Genomic DNA, 22355 nt, shown 5'->3' with positions numbered 1-22355 from the left:
CGGGCGACTGACTCCAGCGAGAATCGAAGATTCTCTGGCAGCCGGCGCGGAGCGCCGGCGACCTCGCGCCGTCGGTTCGCGGCCCTCCGGACCGCTGGCCGGGGCGCGCCGGATCGGTTGGTGCGGTCTTCGGCCGTCCGTTTTTATAAGTGCTACTCCGCGTCACCGCTGTCTTTCCAGGCCGAGAAGCCGCCCTCGACGAGCGTCTCGGACTGTCGGTCGATGTACTCCCGCTGGGTGTCGTGGACCGCGGTCTCGAAGTCGTCGCCGGCGTCGAGGCGCGCGCGGACCCGGTCGCGCTTCCAGCTCGCCGGCGTGGTCCGGTTCGCGACGCGCCACCGGAGCGGCGCGAGCCACGAGGCCGCCTCCTCCTCGGGACAGCCGGCGGTCCGCAGGCCGGCCTCGGCGTGATCGAGGAGGTCCTCGTATATCGCGTCGGTGTCCGTCGTGGTCTCGCCGTCGCGGCCGATCCACTCGACGTCGGCGCCGAGCCCGTCGGCGACGGCGGCGTAGAAGTTGTCGCGGGCGGTCTCCCAGTCGAGCCGGATGACCGGGTGTTCGCGCTGCGGGAGCGCCTCCATCAGCCCGGCGAACGCCGCCTGAAAGGCGATGGAGTCGCGGACGGTGGGCTGGGCCGCGATCGGGCGGAACTCGATCCGGGCGTTCGCGCTCGACCGGCTCGCCCCCTCGAAGACCGGGCGGACCCACCGCCAGTAGCTGCCGTGCTTCGTCCGGAAGGTCGCGAACGCGTCGTCGAAGCGGTCGGTCCCCTCGGGCTCCGGCATCGGGACGAGCGTCTCGTCGCCGGCGATCCGGTCGACCGCGGTCTCGACGTCGTGGACGTCGCGCGGGAACCGCACCTTGTCGTCCTCGGTGCGCTCGTTGAGCACCGACTCGAACACGTGGATCCGGTTCTCGGCGGCGCCCTCGGCGAGGACGCGCTGGCCGTCCCAGCCCTCGTCGTACAGCTCCGGCGGGAAGAACGGCGAGTTGACGCCGAGCGCGAGGAGGGGCCCCGCGATCCGGAGCGCGTAGCGGAAGTGCCGCGGGAGCGTCTCCGCGTGTGCGACCTGGTAGTGCGGCTGGATCGAGGTGATGAGGCTCTCCGGCATCACGGTGTCCGCCGCGAGCGACACCCCCGGCGCCTCGACGACCGTCCCCCACCGGTCGTCCGCGCCCGCGTTCGCCATCGCGTGGTACCGGACCGAGTCGCTCATGTTGACCGCGACGGTGACGCCGTCGACGTCGACGCAGTCGGTGAGGTACCCCCGGGCCGTCTCGCCGGTCGGGGGGATGGTCCAGATCCCGTCGGAGACGAGCCGCATCCCCTCGACGCCCGCGGTGTTCTCCGCGGCCTCCAGCCGCGCGCGAACCTCCGCGAGCTGCGCCCGGAGCCCGTGGTCGGAGAGGGGCTGCGGGCTCGTCGACATCTCCGCGTTGTGGAGCCCGAGCTCCTTCTCGAACCCCATCAGCTCCAGGAGCCGGCGCGGGACGCGCATCAGGGCGTACTCGCCGGCCCGCGACTCCTCGCTCCAGCGCCCGTCGGCGACCGCGTAGAACTCGTACTCGAAGCCGACGATCGACTGGTGGTTGTCGAAGGACCCGTCGCGGAGCTCCTGTTTGACGATCTCCGCCTCCTCTTCGGCGCGCGCGGCGAACTCGTCCGGGTCGACGGCGAGCGCCTCGCGGACGCCGTCTGCGAGGGCGGAATCCGTGCTCATGGGACGGTCGACGTGTCGGCCTCGTAAAAAGGGCTACGGCCGATCGGCGGCGTGGGGACGGTCGGCACGACGTGGGGTCGGGGCGGAGAGCGGGAGCACGTGGGACGTATCGGGGCGCTTTTGCCCGCCGATTTCCGACCCACCCTATGGAGTTCGCCACGTTCGCCGCGCGCGCCGAGCGGCTGGCGGCCGAGCCGGGCGACATCGGGACGACGCTCGCGGTCGCCGACCTGCTCGCGGCGGCCGGCGGAGGAGGGAACGCGGCCGACGCGAGCGACGACGCGGAGCCGGCCCTCCGCGCCGGCGACGACCTCCCGACGGTCACCCGCTTCCTGCTCGGGCGCGTCTTCCCGGCGCACGACACGCGGACCCTCGATATCGGCCCGGCGCTGTGCCCGGAGGCGATCGCCCGCGCCGCGGGCCCGAACGTGACGGCCGCCGACGTCGAGGACCGGCTCGCGGAGGCGGGCGAGATCGGCGCGGTCGCCGCCGGCTTCGACTTCGGCGGCCAACGCGGCCTCGCCGCCTTCGGAGAGGGCCGCGACGCGCTCACGGTCGCCGAGGTCGACGGGGCGCTGCGCGAGCTGGCGGCCGCGTCGGGCGACGGCAGCGAGTCGCGCAAGCTCGACGCGCTGTTCGGCCTCTTCAATCGGTGTGATCCGGCCGAGGCGAAGTTCCTCGCGCGCCTGGTGCTCGGCGAGATGCGGATCGGCGTCGGCGAGGGGACCGTCCGCGACGCGGTCGCCGAGACGTTCCTCTCGGAGTCGGTCGGGGACGCTGGCGACGGCGAGGAGTCGGAGCCGGACGCGGGCCCCGCCGAGAGCGACGACGCGGAGCCGACCCTCTGCGCCGGCGACGAGGCGGTCGCCGCCGTCGAGCGGGCGCTGCAGGTGACGAACGACTACGGCCGCGTCGCGGCCCTCGCGCGCGACGAGGGGCTCGCCGGCCTCCGCGCGGAGGGGCTCGTCGTGGGGCGTCCCGTGCAGGCGATGCTCGCGCAGGCCGGGACCGCGACCGACGCGGTCGAGGCGTTCGGCGAGGTCGCCGTCGAGACCAAGTTCGACGGGGCGCGCGTGCAGGTCCACTACGTGCCCGGCGACGGGGGCGAGGCCGACGACGAGAGCGAGGCCGACGACCCCGAAGTGGACGGCGGAACCGACCGCGAGGCGCTCGGTCCGCGGCTCTACTCCCGGAACATGGACGACGTGACCGACGCGCTCCCGGAGATCGCCGAGCGCGTCGCGGACCGCGTCGACGTCCCGGTCATCCTCGACGGCGAGGTCGTCGCGGTCGACGAGGGCGGCGACCCGCTCCCGTTCCAGGAGGTGTTGCGGCGGTTCCCCCGGAAACACGACGTCGACCGCATGCGCGAGGAGGTGTCGCTCCGGCTCCACGCCTTCGACTGCCTCCACGCCGACGGCGCGGACCTCCACGACGAGCCGCTCCGGGTCCGCCACGACCGCCTCGTCGACGCCGCTCCGGACGCGGCCGCGACCCTCGACCTGGCGAGCGACGTCGAGGCCGTCGAGGCGGCGGAGGCGGCCGCGCTCGACGCGGGCCACGAGGGGGTCATGCTGAAGGACCCGGACGCGCCCTACACCCCTGGCGACCGCGGGCGGGAGTGGCTGAAGCGCAAGCCCGACGTGGAGACGCTCGACGCGGTCGTCGTCGGTGCGGAGTGGGGGGAGGGGCGACGCGCGGAGCTGTTCGGCACGTTCCTGCTCGGCGTGCGGGCGGGAGCTGACGCGGCGGACGGGGGAACGGGCGGGGGCGACGAGTTCGCGACCGTCGGCAAGGTCGCGACCGGGCTCACCGACGAGGCGCTCGCCGACCTCACCGAGCGGCTGGAGCCCCACGTCGTGAGCGAGGACGGGACCGAGCTCTCGATCCGGCCCGCGGTCGTCCTGGAGGTCGGCTACGAGGAGATCCAGACGTCGCCGACGTACTCGTCCGGCTACGCGCTTCGGTTCCCCCGGTTCGTCGGCGTCCGCGAGGACAAGTCGGTGGCGGACGCCGACACGCTGGAGCGGGTCGCGCGGCTCGCGGGCGACGAGGCGTGAGGCGTCGGGACCGGCGTCCACCGGGTGGACCGACCGCGACGCCCACGCGAAACCCCTTCACGCTCGGGCCCGTACCCCCTCGTATGCCAGGCCCGCTCGGGGACGCGACGCGACGGCGGCTGACGGAGGCGGCCGCGACCCGGCTCGCCGACGACGGGTACGAGGTCGCGCAGCCGGAGACGCGGGCCGAGCCCCCGGCGGTGGCGACCCGAGGCGACGCGACGGCCCTCGCGGTCGAGCCGCTCACGCCGGACGACGCGACCGCGACGGTGATCGCCTCGCGGCTCGCGCACGCGCTCTCTCGCGACCGCCGCGCCTACTTCGTCGTGGACGACGACTCGACCGCCGAGCGAGTGCGGTCGCTGCTCGCCGACCCCCCGCTGCTCGTCGCCGAGCGCGACGGGCGCCGGGAGTTCCACGCCGGGCCGGACCGGATCCCCGTCGCCGGCGGGGGGTACGCCTGCGTCCGGTTCGAGGGGCTCGGGGAGCCGACGTTCGCGTGGCGCGAGACCGACACCCCCGTCGGGCCGGTGCCCGCGGGGCCGGGGATCGATCCCGCCGCCGTCGACGACGCGGGTCGCCCGGTCGTCCCGCGGCTGGTCTGCGAGGTCGACGGGCGGGTCGTCGCGGTGCTCGCGGGCGTCGAGAGCCTCCGGGAGCCGCCGGCGCAGGCGTTCCCGTACGCGTACAGCCGCCATCCCGACGACAAGCGGTTCCGGGTGCGGCGCGGCGCCGACGGCGCGGTCGTCGAGAGCGCCAGCGGCTTCGCGCCGATGCGGGCCGCGGGCTACGTCCCGATCCCCATGCCGATCGTCCCCGAACACGTGCTCGGTCCGGCGTTCGCGCCCGACCGGGACTCGGATACCGAAGCCGCCGCGACCGACCTCGACGACGCGTGGGACCTGATCCGCGTCGACGCGGTCGAGCGGTCATAGCCACCCTGAAGGCGCCCGGGACCGGAACGGGAGCCATGACAGTTCGCTACGACGACTTCGCGGTGGAGTGGCTCGGCTACGCGACGGCGCGGCTCGCGCCGGACGAGGGCCCCGTCGCCTACACCGACCCGGGACGGTACGGCGTCCTCGACGACTACTGGGCGCGCGACGGCGACCTCGTCGTCGTCACCCACGACCACCACTACGACACCGACGGGATCCGGTCGGTCGCGAGCGAGGACGCGACGCTCGTGATCTACGACGCGGTCGACCCCGCGGGAATCGACCGCGACGTGGAGTCGGTCGACTCGCTCGCCGAGGACTACGACGTGGTGCGCGTCGACGACGAGGCGCGCGTCGACGTCGACACGCCCGCCGGCGAGGCGACCGTGTGGTCCGTCGCCGCCCGCAACGACCCCGACGGACCGAACGCGGGCCCCGACGGGTCGGTGACGCACCCGCCCGGATTCGGCTGCGGCTTCCTCCTCGGCCTCGGCGACCGCACCGTCTTCTGGCCGGGGGACTCGGACGCGCTCGACGCGTTCGCCGAGCTCGACGTCTCGATATTCCTCGCGAACATCGGCGGCGGCGGCATCGTCTCGGACCGACACGCGAGCGCGGACCTGGCCGAGCGGATGGACCCGGACCTGGTGGTCCCGATCCACTACGACACCTTCGAGCAGTTGGAGGCGGACGGCGAGGCGTTCGCGGGCGACGTCGCCGCCCGGTCGATCCCCGTCGCGCTGGACGCCCGATCGGCGAACCAGTAGCGTCGCCGCCCGGGGGCCGTCTACGGCCGCCGCGCGATCAGCGCCGCCGCGATCGCGGCGACCAGCGCGGCGACGACGCCGAAGCCGGGCGCCTCGTCGCCGGTGCTCGCGTCGCCGCCGTCACCGCCGTCCTCGGTCGATCCGCCGTCGCCGTCGGTTCCGCTCTCGCCGTCGTCCGTGGCGTCGTCGTCGGTCCCGTCCTCACCGTCGCTCCCGTCCTCGCCGTCGGTGGCGCCGCCGTCCTCGGTCTGGAGCTCCGCGACGGCGGTCGAGAGCGTGGTCGTCGACTCGATCACGCTGCGCGGCGCCGGCTGATTGAGGTAGTTCACGTTCATCACGACGTAGTTGCCCTCGGTACCGGCGGTGGTGCTGGCGTACGGCTCCTCCTCCAAGATGGCCGCGTCGGGGGTGGTCACCAAGATCAGATCGGGGTCGGTCTGGAGGATCACCTCGTTCGAGAGCTGCGGGTAGCCGTCGCCCTCCGCGGCCGCGACGTTGTTCACGCCGCCGGCCTCCATGATCGAGTTGATGAAGGTGTTGTTCGCGGCGACGAAGCCGCTGCCGAGCGGGTAGAGCGCGTCGGGCCGGTCGAGGTCGGCCGTCCGATTCTCGGCGTCCGCGACGGCCGCGTTCATCTCCGCGTTCGTCTCGGCGGCGGCCTCGCAGTTCCCGACGAGGCGGCCGACGGTCTCGGTCTTCTCCGCGATGTCCTCGATGGAGGTCGCCTCGGAGAAGTGGTAGACGGTGAGGCCCTGCTCGCGGAGCGCCTCGACCTGGCCCGCCGACGCGTTCGGCGCGAGCACGAGGTCCGGCTCGGTCGCCACGACGCGCTCGACGCTGACGCCGAGCCCCTCCGCGGAGACGTTCTCCCGCTCGCTCGCCCCGTCGAGGTACGCGGCGTACTGGGTCACGCCGACGACGCGGTCCCGCTCGCCGAGCTCCCAGAGCGTCTGGGCGGCCGACGGGTTGGTGGTCGTGATCCGCTCGGGCGCCTCGTCGAGCGTGATCGTCGTCCCCGTCGCGTCCGTGATCTCCAGCGGGTACCCGCACGCGTCGCCCGTCTGGTGGACGATCGGTCCGTGAGCGACACCGTCGAGCGCCGGTTCGTCGGTCGGCGACGCGGTCGTCGTCGGCTGTGCGCCCGCGGCCGCGCCCGCGACGCCGCCCACGAGGGCGGTCGTCACGAGCAGGGCCATCGCGATGACGTACCTGGTTCGCATCGGATTGACGACGCGGCTCGTCCAATAAGTATTTACCTACTACAAGTTGTGTTGGAGAACGAATGAGTACATGGACGCGAGCGTCGGTCTGGTCGGCGGGGTTAGCGGTCGTGCTCGTCGCCGTGGCCGTGGTGAGCGCCGCGATCGGCCCCGTCCGGATCCCGCCCGCGGAGGTCGTGAAGGCCGTGCTGAACGCGGTTACCGTGCCGGCCGGGATCGAGGCGAGCTCGGACGGGACCGGGGCGCTGATGCTGCCCGGCCTCGGGCTCACGTACGCCTCGCCGTTCGCGTTCCCGGTCGACGACGTCCACGCGCAGATCGTCGTCGGCGTCCGGCTCCCCCGCATCCTGATGGCCGCGCTGGTCGGCTTCGCGCTCGCGGCGGCCGGGACGGTCATGCAGGGGTTCTTCCGGAACCCGATGGCCGACCCGTCGATCATCGGCGTCTCCTCGGGCGCGGCCGTCGGCGCCGTCGCCTTCATCGTCTTCCCCGCGGCGCTGTCGGCGACCGTCACGCTCCCGCTGATCGGCGCGGTGGGCCTGGGGCTCTCGCACGGCGCCGGCGTCAGCCTCTTCGCCTTCGCAGGCGCGCTCGCGGCCGCTTTCGGCGTGTACGCGATCGCGACTCGACACGGGCGGACCCCCGTGGCGACGCTCCTGCTCGCGGGCGTCGCGGTCCAGACGTTCCTCGGAGCGGTCATCTCGTACCTCCAGCTGCAGGCCGGCGAGTCGCTCCGCCGGGTCGTCGCGTGGCTGATGGGTCACCTCTCCGGCGCCTCGTGGAGCGAGGTCGCCGTGACGGCGGTCGTGGTGCCGCCGCTGTTCGTCCTCCTCCTCGTGTACGCCCGCGACCTCAACGTCCTCCTGCTGGGCGAGGAGGAGGCCCGGGGGCTCGGGATCGCGGTCGAACGCACCAAGCGGATCCTGCTGGGCGCCTCCGCGCTGATCACGGCCGCGGGCGTCGCTTTCGCGGGGATCATCGGCTTCGTCGGGCTGATCGTCCCCCACATCCTCCGACTGGTCGTCGGCCCCGACCACCGGGTCCTGCTGCCGACCGCGGCGCTCGCGGGGGGATCGTTCCTCGTCGCCGCCGACACGGTCGCCCGCGCGGGGAGCACGGAGCTGCCGGTCGGTATCGTCACCGCCGCGGTCGGCGCGCCGGTCTTCGTCTACCTGCTCTCGAACCGGGAGGTGCACGAGCTGTGAGGGCGGAATCGGCCGCGGACGGAGACGAGAGCGGGGGCGACGCGGTCGGCGGCTCTCCGGCCACCGACGCCAATGCCGCCGGTCCCGACGCCAATGGCGCCAGCTCCGACGCCGATCCGCTCGTCGAGGTCGGCGACCTGACGGCGTCGTTCGGCGACGTGCCGGTCGTCTCCGGGGTCGATCTGCGGCTCGACCGCGGCGAGCTCGTCGGCCTCGTCGGCCCGAACGGCGCGGGGAAGACGACGGTGATCCGGGCGATCAAGGGGACGCTCGCGCCGGATTCGGGGACGGTGCGACTCGACGGCGCCCGCGCCGACGACCTCTCAGCGCGCGAGGCCGGCCGCCGCGTCGCCAGCGTCCCGCAGGAGACGAGCCTCGCGTTCGACTTCCGGGTCCGCCACGTGGTGGAGATGGGCCGGACCCCCCACCTCGGTCGGTTCGACGGCCACGGCGCCGACGACGACCGGGCGGTGCGGGAGGCGATGGACGCGGCGGGCGTCGCGCGCTTCGCCGACCGCTCGATCAGGGAGGTCTCGGGCGGGGAGCGCCAGCGCGTCCTGCTCGCGCGGGCGCTGGCGCAGGGGACCCCGGCGCTGCTGCTCGACGAGCCGACGGCGAGCCTCGACGCGAACCACGCCGTGCGCACCCTCGAACTCGTCCGCGACCTCGTCGACGACGGGCGCGGCGCGCTCGCGGCGATCCACGACCTCGACGCCGCGGCCCGGTACTGCGATCGGATCGTCGTCCTCGCGAACGGCGGCGTCCACGCGGCCGGGCCGCCGGACGAGGTGCTGACCGCGGGCGCGCTCCGGACCGCGTTCGACGCGGAGGCGTTCGTCGGTCGGAACCCCGCGACCGGGACGCCCGCGGTCACCGCCTTCGATACGGTCGACGCGGCCGGCGGGGGCGACGCGGCCCGCGACGGCGCCGACCAGCGCCGGCTCCACGTCGTCGGGACTGGACGGGAGGCTTCGCGGGTCGTCGCCCGCCTCGCGGCCGCCGGACACGACCTCTCGGTCGGGGTAGTCCCCGAGGGCGACGCCGCCGCCGAGACCGCCCGTGACGCGGGCGCCGCGCTCGTCGCCGCGCCCCCGTTCGAGCCCGTCGGTCCGGAGGCCCGCGAGGCCGCGACGGCGTTGGCGCGCGAGGCCGACGCGACCGTCGTCGTCGACGGCGCCGGCGGCGACACCGATCGAATCGAGGGCGACCGACCCGACCCGAACGGGACTGTCCTCGCGGCCGCCGACCGGGTCGTCGAGGGCGACGCCGCGGCCGACGACGGCGCTCTCCTCGACGCGGTTCGCGGTCTCGACGACGCGTAGCCGGCGACCTCGACGAGCGCCTCGCGGAGCGCGACCGTCGCCTCGACGACGCGGGTCGCGTGACGCGTGACGGCAATCGGTTCCGGTATCACACACGTCGGGCATCGGACGGCTCGCGGCTCGCGGACAGACTCAGCCGCGCGGACCGCCGTCAGAGACTCCGAGCCGGCGGATCAGTCCCTGTGTTCGTCTCTCATGCCACAGAATAAATTACTATTAGACATCATAGGTGCAGATAATTATTCTCTATAAGCATACGCCCTTATCAGTGGCACCGGTACGAGGTGGTACGATGGAACGAAGACAGTTCCTGCGCGGCACCGGCGCGGCGGTCGGCGGCTCGCTGCTCGCCGGCTGCGCCGGGAGCGACGGACGAACCGTGACGGTCGACTACGCCTACTACAACCCAGTCAGCCTCGTATTGCGCGAGAAGGGCTGGCTGTCGGCGGCGTTCGCGGAGACGGACGTCGAGATCGAGTGGGTGCTGAGCCTCGGCAGCAACCAGGCGAACGAGTACTCGCAGGGCGGAGAGGCGGAGGTCGCCTCGACCGCCGGGATCGCGGCGCTGATGGCGCGGTCGAACGGCGTCCCGATCACGACGCCGTACGTCTACTCCGAGCCGGAGTGGACCGCGCTCGTCACGTTCGCGGAGACGGGGATCGAGTCGGTCGCCGACCTCGAGGGGAAGCGCGTCGCCGCCACCCGCGGTACCGACCCGTACTTCTTCCTGCTGCAGGCGCTCGACGACGCCGGCCTGAGCGAGGACGACGTCGAGGTCGTCCACCTCCAACACCCCGAGGGGCAGTCGGCGCTTGTGGGAGGCGACGTGGACGCGTGGGCCGGGCTCGACCCGCACATGGCCGAGCTGGAGCTGGAACACGACGGCGCGGAGCTGTTCTTCCGCGAGCCCGCGTACAACACCTACGGCTTCCTCAACTTCCTCGACGGGTTCCTCGCGGATCACCCGGGTGACGCCCGGCGGGTCGTCGAGGCGTACGAGCGCGGCCGCGAGTGGGCGATCGAGAACCCCGCGGAGACCGCGGGCATCCTCGCGAGCGAGTCGGAGATGTCCCAATCGGTGGCCGAGCGCGTGTTCACGCGCCGCACCGACCTCTCCGAGCCGCTTCCGGGAGAGGCCCACCGCGAGCTGCTCTCCGACCTCGCGCCGATCTTGGAGCGGGAGGGGCTCGTCGCCGACGACGCCGACCCCGCGGGGAGCATCGACGACCTGCTCGACGCGGAGTTCGCGGCCGAGAGCGTCGGCGACGCCGGGAGCGGGGGAGAGTGAGATGGCGACGACGCGCGAGACGGGACGGACGGGAGCCGAGGCCGCCGCCGGACTTCTCCCGGACGCCGACCGGTTCCGGTGGCTGCTCGGGCTCGTCGTGCCCGCGGCGATCGTCGTCGCCTGGCACCTGCTGGTCGCGACCGGCGTCTTCGCCGCCCACCAGCTACCGACGCCGCTGCGAGTGGTCGAGACCCTCTACGGGCTGAGCGCCTCGGGCGAGCTCTGGGGCCACGTCGCGATCACGGTCCAGCGCGTGTTCCTCGGGGTCCTCCTGGGCGCGAGCGTCGGGGTCGTCCTCGGGACGCTCACCGGGCTCTCCGGACTCGCCGCCGACCTGCTCGACCCCCTGCTCCAGAGCCTCAAGAACATCCCCTCGCTGGCGTGGGTGCCGCTGTTCCTGCTCTGGTTCGGGATCGGCGAGGGCGCGAAGGTGCTCCTGATCGCCGTCGGCGCCTTCTTCCCCGTCTACCTCAACCTCTCGACGGGGATCGGCGAGGTGAGCGAGGACCTGCTGGAGGTCGCCGAGGTGTACGACCTCGGCCGGATCGAGTCGCTCCGGCGGGTCGTGTTCCCGGCCGCGGTGCCGAGCCTGCTCGTCGGGATCCGGGGCGGCGTCGGTCTGGCGTGGATGTTCGTCGTGGCCGCGGAGCTGATCGCGGCCAGCGAGGGGATCGGATTCCTGCTGAGCGACGGCCGCGTGCTCGCGCGCCCGGACATCATCGTCGGCTCGATCCTGCTGTTCGCCTTCCTCGGGAACCTCTCGGACCTGGCGGTCAAGGAGGTGAAGAACCGTGTCGTCGTTCGGTAGGGGCGTGCTCGCTGACAGCGACGTCGAGACGGACGACGACGAGCATCGTCTCGACGGCGACGCGACGACCGAGACGGAACGAGACTCCGAACCGACGACGGACCCGGCGACCGATCCGCCGACCGACCCACCGACCCTCGCCGTCAGCGGGCTCACCAAGCGCTACGGCGAGACTGTCGCACTCGACGGCGTCGACCTCGCGGTCGGCGACGGGGAGTTCCTCGCGGTGGTCGGCCCGTCCGGCTGCGGGAAGTCGACGCTGTTGCGCGTGCTCTCCGGATTGGAGGACCGGTTCGAGGGCGACGCCGCGGTCGGCGGGGTCGACGTGCGCGAGGGCGGCAGCGACGCCGTCGGGATGGTGTTCCAGGAGCCGCGGCTCCTCGCGTGGGCCGACGTGCGTGAGAACGTCGCCCTCGGGCTCCCGGCCGACGTCGACCGCGACGACCCCGCCGCGCGCGACCGAGTCGACGAGCTGATCGAGACGGTCGGACTCGGCGGCTTCGCGGAGAGCTCGCCCGGCGAGCTCTCGGGCGGGATGGCCCAGCGCGTCTCGCTGGCGCGGGGGCTGGCCTACGAGCCGGAGGTGCTACTGCTCGACGAGCCGTTCTCGGCGCTCGATCGGCTAACGAAACGCGAACAGCAGGACCACCTGCTCGACGTGTGGGCGGCGCGGGGGACCACGGTCGCAATGGTCACGCACGACGTCGAGGAGGCCGCGTACCTCGCCGACCGCGTCGCCGTCCTCGGCGCCCAACCCGGGACGGTCGAGACGGTGGTCGACGTCGACGCCGCTCGCCCCCGCGACCGAACGGACGAGGCGCTGCTGGCGGCGCGTCGCGAGATCACCGACGCGCTCGGTCTCTGAGCCGGCGGCGCCGCGGCGGCGTGTCCGGGCGCGGCCGAAACGAAACGAACGTCGATCGGGCTTATCAACGCGGTTCCGAAACCACATACCCGGCCGTTCGCGGTTAGCGTATAAGGAGTATAAAGAATGGGTACGACGCTCACGTCAGGCGGTTTTTCGACGACGCCGACACGAGAGCCACTGTCAGCGAGGCGTCGTTTTTGCTATTGGCACAAGCGTTAAGTTCTCGACCGTCCTGTCGACAGTCGATGACAGACATCACGGAGGCTTCGTCGGACACCCCGGCGGATCGAGTTCTTCCAGGGCACGATAGCTTCTAACATCGAAATCGGTCCTGTACGGATCTTCGACACGACGTTACGAGACGGAGAACAGTCACCACGGACGTCGTTCAGCTACGACGAGAAACGCCGCATAGCGGCGACGCTGGACGACATGAACACCCACGTCATCGAGGCGGGGTTCCCGGTGAACTCGGACGCGGAGTTCGAGGCCGTCAGCGACATCGCCGCCGCGACGGACACCACCGTCTGCGGGCTGGCGCGGGTCGTCGACGGCGACATCGACCCCGCGATCGACTCCGGCGTCGAGATGGTCCACGTGTTCGTCTCCACCAGCGACGTCCAGCTGGAGGACTCGATGCACGCGACCCGCGCGGAGGCGAAGGAACGCGCCGTCGCCGCCGTCGAGAAGGTGAAAGACGCCGGCGTCGAGTGCATGTTCTCGCCGATGGACGCCACCCGGACGGACCCGACGTACCTGACGGAGATCGTCGAGGCGGTCAGCGACGCCGGCACGGACTGGATCAACATCCCGGACACGTGCGGCGTGGCGATGCCGACGAGCTTCGGGAAGACCGTGGAGGCCGTCGTCGACGCGACCGACGCCCGCGTCGACGTGCACACGCACGACGACTTCGGGATGGCCGCGGCGAACGCGATCATGGGCTTCGAGAACGGCGCCGAGCAGGCGCAGGTGTCGGTCAACGGGATCGGCGAACGCGCCGGCAACGCCGCATACGAGGAGGTCGTGATGGCCGTCGAGTCGGTGTACGGCGTCGACACCGGCATCGACACGACCCAGATCACCAAGCTGGCGCGGATCGTCGAGGAGGCGTCCGACATCCCCGTGCCCGCGAACAAGCCCGTCACCGGACGGAACGCGTTCGCGCACGAGTCGGGCATCCACGCCGCCGGCGTCATCGAGAACAGCGACACGTTCGAGACCGGCGTGATGACCCCGGAGATGGTCGGGGCCGAGCGCGAGTTCGTGCTCGGGAAACACACCGGCACCCACAGCGTGCGCAAGCACCTGGAGGAGGCCGGCTTCGTCCCGAGCGACGGCGAGGTCCGGCGCATCACCAAACGCGTCAAGGAGTACGGCGCCGGCAAGCGGCAGGTGACCGCCGGCGACGTCGAGCGGTTCGCCGAGGAGGCGGGCATCGACCGCGAGGAGGAGGTCCGGGTCTGATGGCCGCCCCCCTGACCGGGGAGCCCGCCGAGCGACCGCCGCGCGAGTCGACGGGGGCTCCGGGGAGTCCGCGTGCCCCGAACCGGTTCGGAACGGCGGACCGGTTCGACGCCGCGATCCGACCGACCGTGTCGGCGCCCCGACAGGGATTTATACCCGGACTCCGTTGGTCAGGGCGAGATGCGACGGCACACCGCACTTCCGACGACAGCCGACGTCGCCGGAGCCGTCGCGCCGATCATCGTAGGGGTATAATCCCCTACATCACCCCTTCCTCACCGACTCGACGAACTATCGACCGCCGGCCGACGGACCGCGATCCGATCGCGGCGGCGGTCGGACCGACCCTCGACGCGCGAGAGATGCCACACCGAACACCACCACGACAATGAGCGACACAGCAGCACACCCACGAGAGGACGATCCGGAGGGCTCCGAGGAGCCGGCGACGGGAGCCGACGACGGGGCGCCCGGCGCCGATCCCGACGAGACGCCCGCCGCGGGGACGGTCGCGACCGGCGCGGAGTCGGTCGTCGCCGCCCTCGAGGCGGCCGGCGCGGAGACGGCCTTCGGCGTCCAGGGCGGCGCGATCATGCCCGTCTACGACGCGTTGTACAGCTCCTCGATCGACCACGTCACGATGGCCCACGAGCAGGGCGCCGTCCACGCCGCCGACGCGTACGGCGTCGTGTCCGGGGAACCGGGGGTCTGCCTGGCGACCTCGGGCCCGGGCGCGACAAACCTCGTCACCGGGATCGCCGACGCCGACATGGACTCCGACTCGATGCTCGCGTTGACCGGACAGGTGCCGACCGAGTTCGTCGGCAACGACGCGTTCCAGGAGACCGACACGATCGGGGTCACCCGTCCGATCACGAAGCACAACTACTTCGCGAGCGGCGCCGACACCGTCGGCGACACCGTCGGCGAGGCGTTCGAGCTGTCCCGGGCCGGTCGCCCGGGGCCGACGCTCGTCGACCTCCCGAAGGACGTCACGCAGGGCGAGACCGACGAGACGCCGGGGCCGGCGACGCCCCCGGCCGGCACCGACCCCGACCCGAACGCCGACACCGACGCGGTCGAGTCGGCGGCTCGGGCCATCGAGGAGGCCGAGCGGCCCCTCTGTCTGTTCGGCGGCGGCGTGATCAAGGCCGAGGCGAGCGACGCCGCGCGGACGTTCGCGCGGACGTACGGGATCCCGGTGACGACGACGATGCCCGGGATCGGCTCGTTCCCCGAGGACGACGATCTCTGCCTCTCGTGGGCCGGGATGCACGGCACCGGCTACGCGAACATGGCGATCACCCACACCGACTGCCTGATCGCGGTCGGCACCCGGTTCGACGACCGGCTCACCGGCGGTATCGACACCTTCGCGCCCGAGGCCGAGGTCGTCCACGTCGACATCGACCCGGCCGAGATCTCGAAGAACGTCCACGCGGACCACCCGCTGATCGGCGACGCGGAGCGCGTCCTCGACCAGCTCACCGCGGCGGTCCGCGAGGCGCCCGACGCCGGGGCGTGGCGCGAGCGGTGCGCCGAGTGGAAGGAGACGTACCCGCTCACGTACGCGACGCCCGAGGACGAGCCGCTGAAACCGCAGTTCGTCGTCGAGGCGTTCGACGAGGCGACCGACGACGACGCCATCGTGACGACCGGCGTCGGCCAACACCAGATGTGGGCCTCCCAGTTCTGGACGTACACGGAGCCCCGGACGTGGGTCTCCTCGCACGGTCTGGGGACGATGGGCTACGGCGTGCCCGCCGCGGTCGGCGCGCGGGTCGCCGCCGACGCCATGGGCGAGTCCGACCGCGACGTGGTCTGTTTCGACGGCGACGGCTCCTTCCTGATGACGATGCAGGAGCTCTCCGTGGCCGTCCGCGAGGACCTCGACGTCACCATCGCCGTGCTCAACAACGAGTACATCGGCATGGTGCGGCAGTGGCAGGACGCCTTCTACGAGGGGCGTCACATGGCCTCCGACTACACGTGGATGCCCGAGTTCGACAAGCTCGCGGAGGCGTTCGGCGCCCTCGGCCTCCGCGTCGACGACTACGACGAGGTCGCGCCGGCGGTCGAGGAGGCCCTCGACTACGACGGCCCCGCCGTGATCGACTTCCACGTCGACCCCGAGGAGAACGTCCTGCCGATGGTGCCGAGCGGCGGCGCAAACGGGAAGTTCGCCACCGCGGAGGACCAGCTATGAGCGGCGATTCGCCCGACTCCCGACCCGCGACCGACGGCGGCTCCGCGTCCGGCGGCGTCCCGGAGCCCGACTCCCGGCCGGCGCCGGGCGAGCAGCCGGGCCCCGAGGAGCGGGACCACCCGGAGGGGCGCCGAAATCTCGAAGGGATCCGGATCGACCCCGTCGTCGAGGCCGAACACGAGTCGCGGCGCGCCGTCATCTCGGCGCTCGTGGAGGACGAGACGGGCGTGCTCGCGCGCGTCTCCGGGCTCGTCTCCCGCCGCCAGTTCAACATCGAGAGCCTCACGGTCGGGCCGACGACCGTCGACGGACACTCGCGGATCACGATGGTCGTCGAGGAGACGGACCCCGGCATCGACCAGATCGAAAAGCAGATGGCGAAGCTGAAACCCGTGATATCCGTCGGCGAGGTGTCCGGCAACGCGGTGACGGCGGAGCTCGTCCTGCTGAAGATCGAGGCGGACGACCCGGCCGCGGTCCACGCCGTCACCGAGATGTACGACGGTCGGACGCTCGACGCCGGGCCGCGGACGATCACCGTCCAGCTCACCGGGGACGAGGCGCGGATCGACGACGCGCTCGACGCGTTCCGCCAGTTCGGCATCATCGAGATCGCTCGAACGGGCCAGACCGCGCTCGCGCGCGGCGACGTCCCGACGGCGCCCGGAGAGAAACCCGGAACGGCCGGCGAACCGACGACGCACGACAGCTGACGCAGACACACACTCACACATTACACAATGAGCGACAACGACATGCAGACGGTCGAATCCAACGTATACTACGACGAAGACGCGGACGGCGAAGCGATCGCCCAGACGGTCGTGGCCGTGCTCGGCTACGGCTCGCAGGGGCACGCGCACGCCCAGAACCTCCACGAGAGCGGGATCGACGTGGTCGTCGGCCTCCGCGAGGACAGCTCCTCGCGCGCGGCCGCCGAGAGCGACGGGCTCGAGGTCGCGACGCCGGCCGCCGCCGCCGAGGCGGCCGACATCGTGAGCGTCCTCCTGCCCGACACGGTCCAGGCGGACGTCTACGAGGAGTCGATCGAGCCGAACCTGGAGCCCGGCGACACGCTCCAGTTCGCGCACGGGTTCAACATCCACTATAACCAGATCCAGCCGCCCGAGGACGTCGACGTGACGATGATCGCGCCGAAGTCGCCGGGCCACATCGTCCGCCGGAACTACGAGAACGACCAGGGGACGCCGGGGCTGCTGGCGGTGTATCAGGACGCCACGGGCGAGGCCCACGACGAGGCGCTCGCGTACGCGGCCGCGATCGGCTGCACCCGCGCCGGCGTCGTCGAGACGAGCTTCCGCGAGGAGACCGAGACCGACCTGTTCGGCGAGCAGGCCGTCCTCTGCGGCGGCATCGCCTCGCTGATCAAGCAGGGGTACGAGACGCTCGTCGAGGCGGGCTACTCCCCCGAGATGGCGTACTTCGAGTGCATGAACGAGATGAAGCTCATCGTCGACCTGATGTACGAGGGCGGGCTCGGCGCCATGTGGGACTCCGTTTCACACACCGCGGAGTACGGCGGACTCACCCGGGGCGACGAGATCATCGACGACCAGGTCCGCGCGAACATGGAGGAGGTCCTCGAAGGCGTTCAGAACGGCACCTTCGCCCGCGAGTGGATCTCGGAGAACCAGGCGGGCCGGCCGTCGTACACCCAGCTCCGCAACGCCGAGAAGAACCACGAGATCGAGGCCGTCGGCGAGGAGCTTCGCGGCCTGTTCGCGTGGCAGGAGGAGGGCGAGGAGGAAGAGGAGTCGGCCGAGGTGACGGCCTGATGGGCGTCCGCGGCGACGGGACCGAAGCGACGGCGACCGCGCCCCGCGCGGGTGATCCCCGATGAGCGAGGGGACCCTGTACGACAAGGTGTGGGACCACCACAAGGTGACGGAGCTGCCAACGGGACAGGACCAGCTGTTCGTCGGGCTCCACCTCGTCCACGAGGTCACCAGCCCGCAGGCGTTCGGCATGCTGAAGGAGCGCGGGCGGGAGGTCGCCTTCCCGGAGCGCACCCACGCCACGGTCGACCACATCGTGCCGACCGGCAACCGCGACCGGCCCTACAGCGACGAGGCCGCCGAAAGCATGATGGCGGAGCTGGAGGAGAACGTCCGCGGCTCGGGCATCGACTTCTCCGACCCGGACTCCGGCGATCAGGGGATCGTCCACGTCATCGGGCCGGAGCAGGGGCTCACGCAGCCCGGCATGACCATCGTCTGCGGCGACTCGCACACGTCGACGCACGGCGCGTTCGGCGCGCTGGCGTTCGGCATCGGCACGTCGCAGATCCGCGACGTGCTGGCGACGGGCTGCGTCGCGATGGAGAAACAGAAGGTCCGCAGGATCGAGGTCACGGGCGAGCTCGGTGAGGGCGTCACCGCGAAGGACATCATCCTCACGATCATCGGGAAGCTCGGGACCGACGGCGGGGTCGGCTACGTCTACGAGTACGCCGGCGAGGCCATCGAGAAGCTCGGGATGGAGGGACGGATGTCCATCTGTAACATGTCCATCGAGGGCGGCGCTCGCGCGGGCTACGTCAACCCCGACGAGACCACCTACGAGTGGCTCCGGGAGACGGACGCCTTCGCCGACGACCCCGAGAAGTTCGAGCGGCTGAAGCCCTACTGGGAGTCGATCCGGACCGACGACGGCGCGGAGTACGACGACATCGTCACCATCGACGGCTCGGCGATCGAGCCGACCGTGACGTGGGGGACCACGCCGGGACAGACCGCGGGCATCACCGAGCCCATCCCGGACCCGGACGACCTCCCCGAGGAGGACAGCGACACCGCGCGTCGCGCGCAGAAGCACATGCGCGTCGAGCCGGGCGACACGATGGAGGGGTACGACATCGACGTGGCGTTCCTCGGCTCCTGTACCAACGCGCGCCTGAAGGACCTCCGCGAGGCCGCGGCGTTCGTCGAGGGCCGCGAGGTCGACGACGACGTGCGCGCGATGGTCGTCCCCGGCAGCCAGCGCGTCCGGGACGCCGCCGAGGCCGAAGGGCTCGACGAGATCTTCGTCGAGGCCGGGTTCGACTGGCGCGAGCCGGGCTGTTCGATGTGTCTCGGCATGAACGACGACCAGTTGGAGGGCGACGAGGCGAGCGCGTCCTCCTCGAACCGGAACTTCGTCGGCCGGCAGGGCTCGAAGGACGGGCGGACCGTGCTGATGAGCCCGATCATGGTCGCGGCCGCGGCGGTGACCGGCGAGGTCACCGACGTCCGCGAGATGGAGGAGGTGGCGACCGTATGAGCTCGCCCGATTTCAGCGCCGGCGAGGCGCCGGCGGAGAAGGTGACCGAAGTCTCCGGTACCGGGATCCCGGTCCGGGGCAACGACATCGACACCGACCAGATCATCCCGGCGCGGTTCATGAAGGTCGTCACCTTCGACGGGCTGGGCCAGTTCTCCTTCTTCGACCAGCGGTTCGACGACGACGACAACGAGAAGGACCACCCGTTCAACGAGGAGCAGTACCGGGGCGCGAACGTCCTCGTCGTCAACGCCAACTTCGGCTGCGGCTCCTCGCGCGAACACGCCCCCCAGGCGCTGATGCGCTGGGGGATCGACGCCGTCGTCGGCGAGTCGTTCGCGGAGATCTTCGCGGGGAACTGCCTCGCGCTCGGCATCCCGACGGTCACGGCCGACCAGGAGTCGATCGAGGCGCTTCAGGACTACGTCGAGGCGAACCCCGACGCGGAGGTCGACATCGACGTGGCCGCGGAGACGATCACCTACGACGACACCGCGATCGACGCGACGGTCCACGACGCCCAGCGGAAGGCCCTCGTCGAGGGCGTCTGGGACACCACGGCGCTGATGGGCGCGAACGCCGGCGCGGTCCGCGAGACCGCCCGGTCGCTGCCCTACGTCCCGGAGGCGGACATCCCGGGGGACGAGGCGTGAGCCACGAGGTCGCCGTCATCGAGGGCGACGGGATCGGCCGGGAGGTCGTCCCCGCGGCCCTGGAGGTGTTGGAGTCGTTCGACCTCGGCTTCGAGTTCGTCCGGGGCGAGGCCGGCGACGCGACGAAGGAGGCGACCGGCGAGGCGCTCCCGGCGGAGACGTACGAGCTCGCCGCGGACGCCGACGCGACGCTGTTCGGCGCGGCCGGCGAGACCGCCGCCGACGTCATCCTCCCGCTGCGGGACGCCGTGGACTCGTTCGTCAACGTCCGACCCGCCAAGGCGTACCCCGGCGTCGACGCGCTGCGCCCGGAGACGGACGTCGTCTTCCTGCGCGAGAACACCGAAGGCGTCTACGCCGGCCACGAGGACCGGCTCTCGGACGACCTCTCGACGCTGAATCGGGTGGTCACCTCGTCGGCGTCGCGGGAGCTCGCGGCGTACGCCTGCGAGTTCGTCGCCGACGGGCGCGGCCCCGCCGGCGGCCCCGAGGACGGGTTCACGGTCGCGCACAAGGCGAACGTGATGCGCGAGACGGACGGGCGGTTCCGCGAGGAAGTGCTCGCGGTCGCCGCGGAGCGCGGCGTCGACGCCGACGAGGAGCTGATGGACGCGTTCGCGACGAAGCTCCCGCTCGACCCGACGCAGTACGGCGTGATCGTCTGCCCGAACCTCGCGGGCGACGTGCTCTCGGACCTGGCCGCCGGGCTCGTCGGCGGGCTCGGCCTCCTTCCCTCCGCGAACGTCGGCCACGACAACGCGCTGTTCGAACCGGTCCACGGCACCGCGCCCGACATCGCCGGCGAGGGGGTCGCGAACCCGACGGCGGCGATACTGTCGGCCGCCATGCTGCTGGAGTACCTCGGCTACGGCGAAGAGGGCGAACGGGTGCGCGACGCGGTGGAGGGCGTGCTCTCCGACGGGCCGCGCACCGGCGACCTCGGCGGCGACGCGACGACCGACGAGATCACGGCGGCGATCGTCGAGCGGTTGTAGCTCTCGGGGCCGTAACCCTCCGGGAGACACCTTCTCGCACGGCGACCGCGGGCGAACCACAAGAAAGGAAACCCTGCGGCCCGTCCACCCGGATATGAGCAACTACGAAGTCGCGATGGAAGCCGCCTGGTTGGTCCGTGACGTCGAGGAGACCGACGACGCCATCGGCGTCGCGGTCAGCGAAGCCGGCAAGCGACTCAACGAGACGGACAAGCAGTACGTCGAGGTCGAACCCGGCGTCACCGGCTGTCCGGCCTGCGGTGAGCCGTTCGACGCCGCGTTCCTCGCGGCCAACACGGCCCTCGTCGGACTCCTCTTGGAGATCGACATCTTCAACGCCGACAGCGAGGAGCACGCCGAGCGGATCGCGAAAAGCGAGGTCGGCGGCGCGCTGCGGGACGTTCCCCTCGAGGTCATCGAGATCGTCGAGACGGACGGAGACGACGACGGCGACGCCGAGTAAGGCGCTCCGATCGCGGAGAGCCCCGACCGTCGCCGCGATATCGGTCGCCGTCGAAACCTTTTCTAATAACCCGGAGTTATTGACCGTATGGAACTCCCCACGCCGCAGGACCTCCGCGAACGGCGGACGACGCTGGAGCTGACACAGAGCGAGTTGGCGGACGCGGCGGACGTCTCACAGCCCCTGATCGCCCGGATCGAGGGCGGCGACGTCGACCCGCGGCTCTCGACGCTCCGGCGGATCGTCAACGCGCTCCAAGAGGCGGAGGGCGAGGTCGTTCGCGCGAGCGACCTGATGAACGAGACGGTGATCAGCGTCGCGCCCGACGACGCGGTGCGCGAGGCGGTGGACCTGATGGAGGAGGAGGCGTACTCGCAGCTCCCGGTGCTCCAGAACGGCGTGCCGGTCGGCTCGATCAGTCAGGGCGACGTGGTCCACGCGGGCGAGAACGTCGGGGACCACCCGGTCAGCGAGGTGATGAGCGAGTCGTTCCCCACGGTCGCACCCGGCGCGACCGTCGACGAGGTCCGGAACCTGCTGGACCACTACAAGGCGGTGATGGTCACCGACGGCGGCGAGACGGTCGGGATCATCACCGAGGCGGACATCGCCGCGCACCTGTCGTAACCGGACCGCGGCCGACGATCGGCCGTCCCGCTACGCGTCCCGCTCCGCCTCCCGCCGCTCCGAAAGGTGTTCCCAGATCTCCGTACACCCGACCCCGTCATCGATGTCGTCGAGATGTTCCGTGCCATCGCCCTCCTGAGTCTGTTCCGGCTCAGTCTCCGGGTCGGCGTCATCACTGGACTCGGTCTCCGGCTCGTCGTCGCCTGCGCTCGACGCGGATCGATCTGTCATCGCTCTCGCGGAACGTCCTCGAAGAGCTCGGGAGCGACGTCCGCGGAGGTGTGCTGTCGGTTGACTCTTTCGTCATCGGTATCGACGGATCGATCGACGGCACGATCGGGGGTCGGATCCATCATCGCGTCGAGGTACGACTCCATCGATCATAAGCCTCGTCACACGAGTAAATCGAACCACTACTCCATGGTACCGGAAAGGAATTCCGGTATCCGTGACTGACGTACCCCCTCC

The 22355-nt window shown here is 71.6% G+C and carries 20 protein-coding genes; 17 read left to right on the top strand and 3 right to left on the bottom strand.

From position 1 onward, the window contains the following. Positions 1-152: 152 nt before the first annotated feature. Positions 153-1721 (bottom strand): hypothetical protein, encoded by a 1569-nt coding sequence (locus tag DJ82_RS10705; RefSeq protein WP_094524245.1) that lies wholly within the window; start codon positions 1719-1721, stop codon positions 153-155. A gap of 146 nt (positions 1722-1867) precedes the next feature. On the opposite strand from DJ82_RS10705, the gene DJ82_RS10700 reads away from it, so the two are divergent. The 3 genes from DJ82_RS10700 to DJ82_RS10690 all read left to right on the top strand — a co-directional run bounded on the left by DJ82_RS10700 (position 1868) and on the right by DJ82_RS10690 (position 5486). After that, positions 1868-3781 (top strand): ATP-dependent DNA ligase, encoded by a 1914-nt coding sequence (locus DJ82_RS10700; RefSeq protein WP_094581770.1) that lies wholly within the window; start codon positions 1868-1870, stop codon positions 3779-3781. An 83-nt stretch (positions 3782-3864) separates the two neighbouring features. Beyond that, positions 3865-4716 (top strand): hypothetical protein, encoded by an 852-nt coding sequence (locus DJ82_RS10695; protein ID WP_094557082.1) that lies wholly within the window; start codon positions 3865-3867, stop codon positions 4714-4716. A 35-nt stretch (positions 4717-4751) separates the two neighbouring features. Continuing rightward, complete coding sequence (locus DJ82_RS10690) at positions 4752-5486, top strand: MBL fold metallo-hydrolase (RefSeq protein WP_094522236.1); 735 nt, start codon at positions 4752-4754, stop codon at positions 5484-5486. A 20-nt stretch (positions 5487-5506) separates the two neighbouring features. On the opposite strand, the gene DJ82_RS10685 is transcribed toward DJ82_RS10690, so the two are convergent. Then, positions 5507-6706, bottom strand: a complete 1200-nt coding sequence (locus DJ82_RS10685; protein WP_094581769.1) for a PGF-CTERM-anchored ABC transporter substrate-binding protein — start codon at positions 6704-6706, stop codon at positions 5507-5509. A gap of 62 nt (positions 6707-6768) precedes the next feature. Here DJ82_RS10685 and btuC point away from each other — a divergent pair, with 62 nt between their 5' ends. The 14 genes from btuC (at position 6769) to DJ82_RS10615 (ending at position 21887) form a co-directional block, all read left to right on the top strand. Then, positions 6769-7911 carry a vitamin B12 ABC transporter permease BtuC gene (gene btuC / locus DJ82_RS10680; RefSeq protein ID WP_094581768.1) on the top strand — a complete coding sequence of 381 codons (1143 nt, stop codon included), beginning with the start codon at positions 6769-6771 and terminating at the stop codon, positions 7909-7911. Beyond that, a complete protein-coding gene (locus DJ82_RS10675; protein ID WP_094581767.1) occupies positions 7908-9233 on the top strand; it encodes an ATP-binding cassette domain-containing protein in 1326 nt (441 codons plus the stop codon). Before btuC ends, DJ82_RS10675 begins: the two co-directional genes overlap by 4 nt. Positions 9234-9525: 292 nt before the next feature. Then, a complete protein-coding gene (locus tag DJ82_RS10670) occupies positions 9526-10521 on the top strand; it encodes a substrate-binding domain-containing protein (protein ID WP_094581766.1) in 996 nt (331 codons plus the stop codon). A gap of 1 nt (position 10522) precedes the next feature. Then, a complete protein-coding gene (locus DJ82_RS10665) occupies positions 10523-11329 on the top strand; it encodes an ABC transporter permease (RefSeq protein WP_094522241.1) in 807 nt (268 codons plus the stop codon). Continuing rightward, the gene (locus DJ82_RS10660; RefSeq protein WP_241881500.1) at positions 11313-12194 is read left to right on the top strand and encodes an ABC transporter ATP-binding protein; all 882 of its coding nucleotides are present in this window, start codon (positions 11313-11315) and stop codon (positions 12192-12194) included. The genes DJ82_RS10665 and DJ82_RS10660 overlap by 17 nt, the downstream gene beginning before the upstream one ends. 309 nt (positions 12195-12503) lie before the next feature. Continuing rightward, positions 12504-13664, top strand: coding sequence for a LeuA family protein (locus DJ82_RS10655; protein WP_198948056.1), 1161 nt, complete (start codon positions 12504-12506; stop codon positions 13662-13664). Positions 13665-14052: 388 nt separating this feature from the next. Next, on the top strand, positions 14053-15870 hold the full coding sequence (gene ilvB, locus DJ82_RS10650) for a biosynthetic-type acetolactate synthase large subunit (protein ID WP_094522244.1): 1818 nt from the start codon (positions 14053-14055) through the stop codon (positions 15868-15870). Further along, on the top strand, positions 15867-16583 hold the full coding sequence (gene ilvN, locus DJ82_RS10645; protein ID WP_094581763.1) for an acetolactate synthase small subunit: 717 nt from the start codon (positions 15867-15869) through the stop codon (positions 16581-16583). Before ilvB ends, ilvN begins: the two co-directional genes overlap by 4 nt. Before the next feature lie 27 nt (positions 16584-16610). Further along, entirely contained in the window at positions 16611-17666 is a 1056-nt protein-coding gene (gene ilvC, locus DJ82_RS10640; protein WP_094522246.1) for a ketol-acid reductoisomerase, read from the top strand. A 61-nt stretch (positions 17667-17727) separates the two neighbouring features. Next, a complete protein-coding gene (leuC, locus tag DJ82_RS10635) occupies positions 17728-19149 on the top strand; it encodes a 3-isopropylmalate dehydratase large subunit (RefSeq protein WP_094557085.1) in 1422 nt (473 codons plus the stop codon). After that, a complete protein-coding gene (gene leuD, locus DJ82_RS10630; RefSeq protein ID WP_094525956.1) occupies positions 19146-19802 on the top strand; it encodes a 3-isopropylmalate dehydratase small subunit in 657 nt (218 codons plus the stop codon). Before leuC ends, leuD begins: the two co-directional genes overlap by 4 nt. Beyond that, positions 19799-20797: an isocitrate/isopropylmalate family dehydrogenase gene (locus DJ82_RS10625; RefSeq protein WP_094581762.1), complete on the top strand. Its 999-nt coding sequence runs from the start codon at positions 19799-19801 to the stop codon at positions 20795-20797. Before leuD ends, DJ82_RS10625 begins: the two co-directional genes overlap by 4 nt. 94 nt (positions 20798-20891) lie before the next feature. Further along, on the top strand, positions 20892-21260 hold the full coding sequence (locus DJ82_RS10620) for a DUF555 domain-containing protein (RefSeq protein ID WP_094522250.1): 369 nt from the start codon (positions 20892-20894) through the stop codon (positions 21258-21260). Positions 21261-21347: 87 nt separating this feature from the next. Beyond that, positions 21348-21887 (top strand): CBS domain-containing protein, encoded by a 540-nt coding sequence (locus tag DJ82_RS10615; protein WP_094525959.1) that lies wholly within the window; start codon positions 21348-21350, stop codon positions 21885-21887. Positions 21888-21917: 30 nt separating this feature from the next. Here the strand turns inward: DJ82_RS10615 and DJ82_RS10610 are convergent, their stop codons facing one another. Then, a complete protein-coding gene (locus DJ82_RS10610) occupies positions 21918-22118 on the bottom strand; it encodes a hypothetical protein (RefSeq protein WP_094523336.1) in 201 nt (66 codons plus the stop codon). Between the last annotated feature and the right edge of the window lie 237 nt (positions 22119-22355).

Origin of the sequence: Halorubrum sp. Ib24 (assembly GCF_002252745.1) — an archaeon.
In the GTDB taxonomy this organism is placed as follows: domain Archaea; phylum Halobacteriota; class Halobacteria; order Halobacteriales; family Haloferacaceae; genus Halorubrum.
The sequence above is the reverse complement of the archived record's forward strand: the minus strand, read 5'-3'. Positions and strand labels throughout refer to the sequence as shown.

What these genes read in the sequence shown, in the direction of transcription:
- DJ82_RS10610 (WP_094523336.1), bottom strand. Translation starts at nt 22,118, where the DNA reads ATGACAGATCGATCCGCGTCGAGCGCAGGCGACGACGAGCCGGAGACC.
- DJ82_RS10685 (WP_094581769.1), bottom strand. Translation starts at nt 6,706, where the DNA reads ATGCGAACCAGGTACGTCATCGCGATGGCCCTGCTCGTGACGACCGCC.
- DJ82_RS10670 (WP_094581766.1), top strand. Translation starts at nt 9,526, where the DNA reads ATGGAACGAAGACAGTTCCTGCGCGGCACCGGCGCGGCGGTCGGCGGC.
- DJ82_RS10620 (WP_094522250.1), top strand. Translation starts at nt 20,892, where the DNA reads ATGAGCAACTACGAAGTCGCGATGGAAGCCGCCTGGTTGGTCCGTGAC.
- DJ82_RS10690 (WP_094522236.1), top strand. Translation starts at nt 4,752, where the DNA reads ATGACAGTTCGCTACGACGACTTCGCGGTGGAGTGGCTCGGCTACGCG.
- leuC (WP_094557085.1), top strand. Translation starts at nt 17,728, where the DNA reads ATGAGCGAGGGGACCCTGTACGACAAGGTGTGGGACCACCACAAGGTG.
- DJ82_RS10700 (WP_094581770.1), top strand. Translation starts at nt 1,868, where the DNA reads ATGGAGTTCGCCACGTTCGCCGCGCGCGCCGAGCGGCTGGCGGCCGAG.
- DJ82_RS10705 (WP_094524245.1), bottom strand. Translation starts at nt 1,721, where the DNA reads ATGAGCACGGATTCCGCCCTCGCAGACGGCGTCCGCGAGGCGCTCGCC.
- ilvN (WP_094581763.1), top strand. Translation starts at nt 15,867, where the DNA reads ATGAGCGGCGATTCGCCCGACTCCCGACCCGCGACCGACGGCGGCTCC.
- DJ82_RS10695 (WP_094557082.1), top strand. Translation starts at nt 3,865, where the DNA reads ATGCCAGGCCCGCTCGGGGACGCGACGCGACGGCGGCTGACGGAGGCG.
- ilvB (WP_094522244.1), top strand. Translation starts at nt 14,053, where the DNA reads ATGAGCGACACAGCAGCACACCCACGAGAGGACGATCCGGAGGGCTCC.
- leuD (WP_094525956.1), top strand. Translation starts at nt 19,146, where the DNA reads ATGAGCTCGCCCGATTTCAGCGCCGGCGAGGCGCCGGCGGAGAAGGTG.
- btuC (WP_094581768.1), top strand. Translation starts at nt 6,769, where the DNA reads ATGAGTACATGGACGCGAGCGTCGGTCTGGTCGGCGGGGTTAGCGGTC.
- DJ82_RS10665 (WP_094522241.1), top strand. Translation starts at nt 10,523, where the DNA reads ATGGCGACGACGCGCGAGACGGGACGGACGGGAGCCGAGGCCGCCGCC.
- DJ82_RS10615 (WP_094525959.1), top strand. Translation starts at nt 21,348, where the DNA reads ATGGAACTCCCCACGCCGCAGGACCTCCGCGAACGGCGGACGACGCTG.
- ilvC (WP_094522246.1), top strand. Translation starts at nt 16,611, where the DNA reads ATGAGCGACAACGACATGCAGACGGTCGAATCCAACGTATACTACGAC.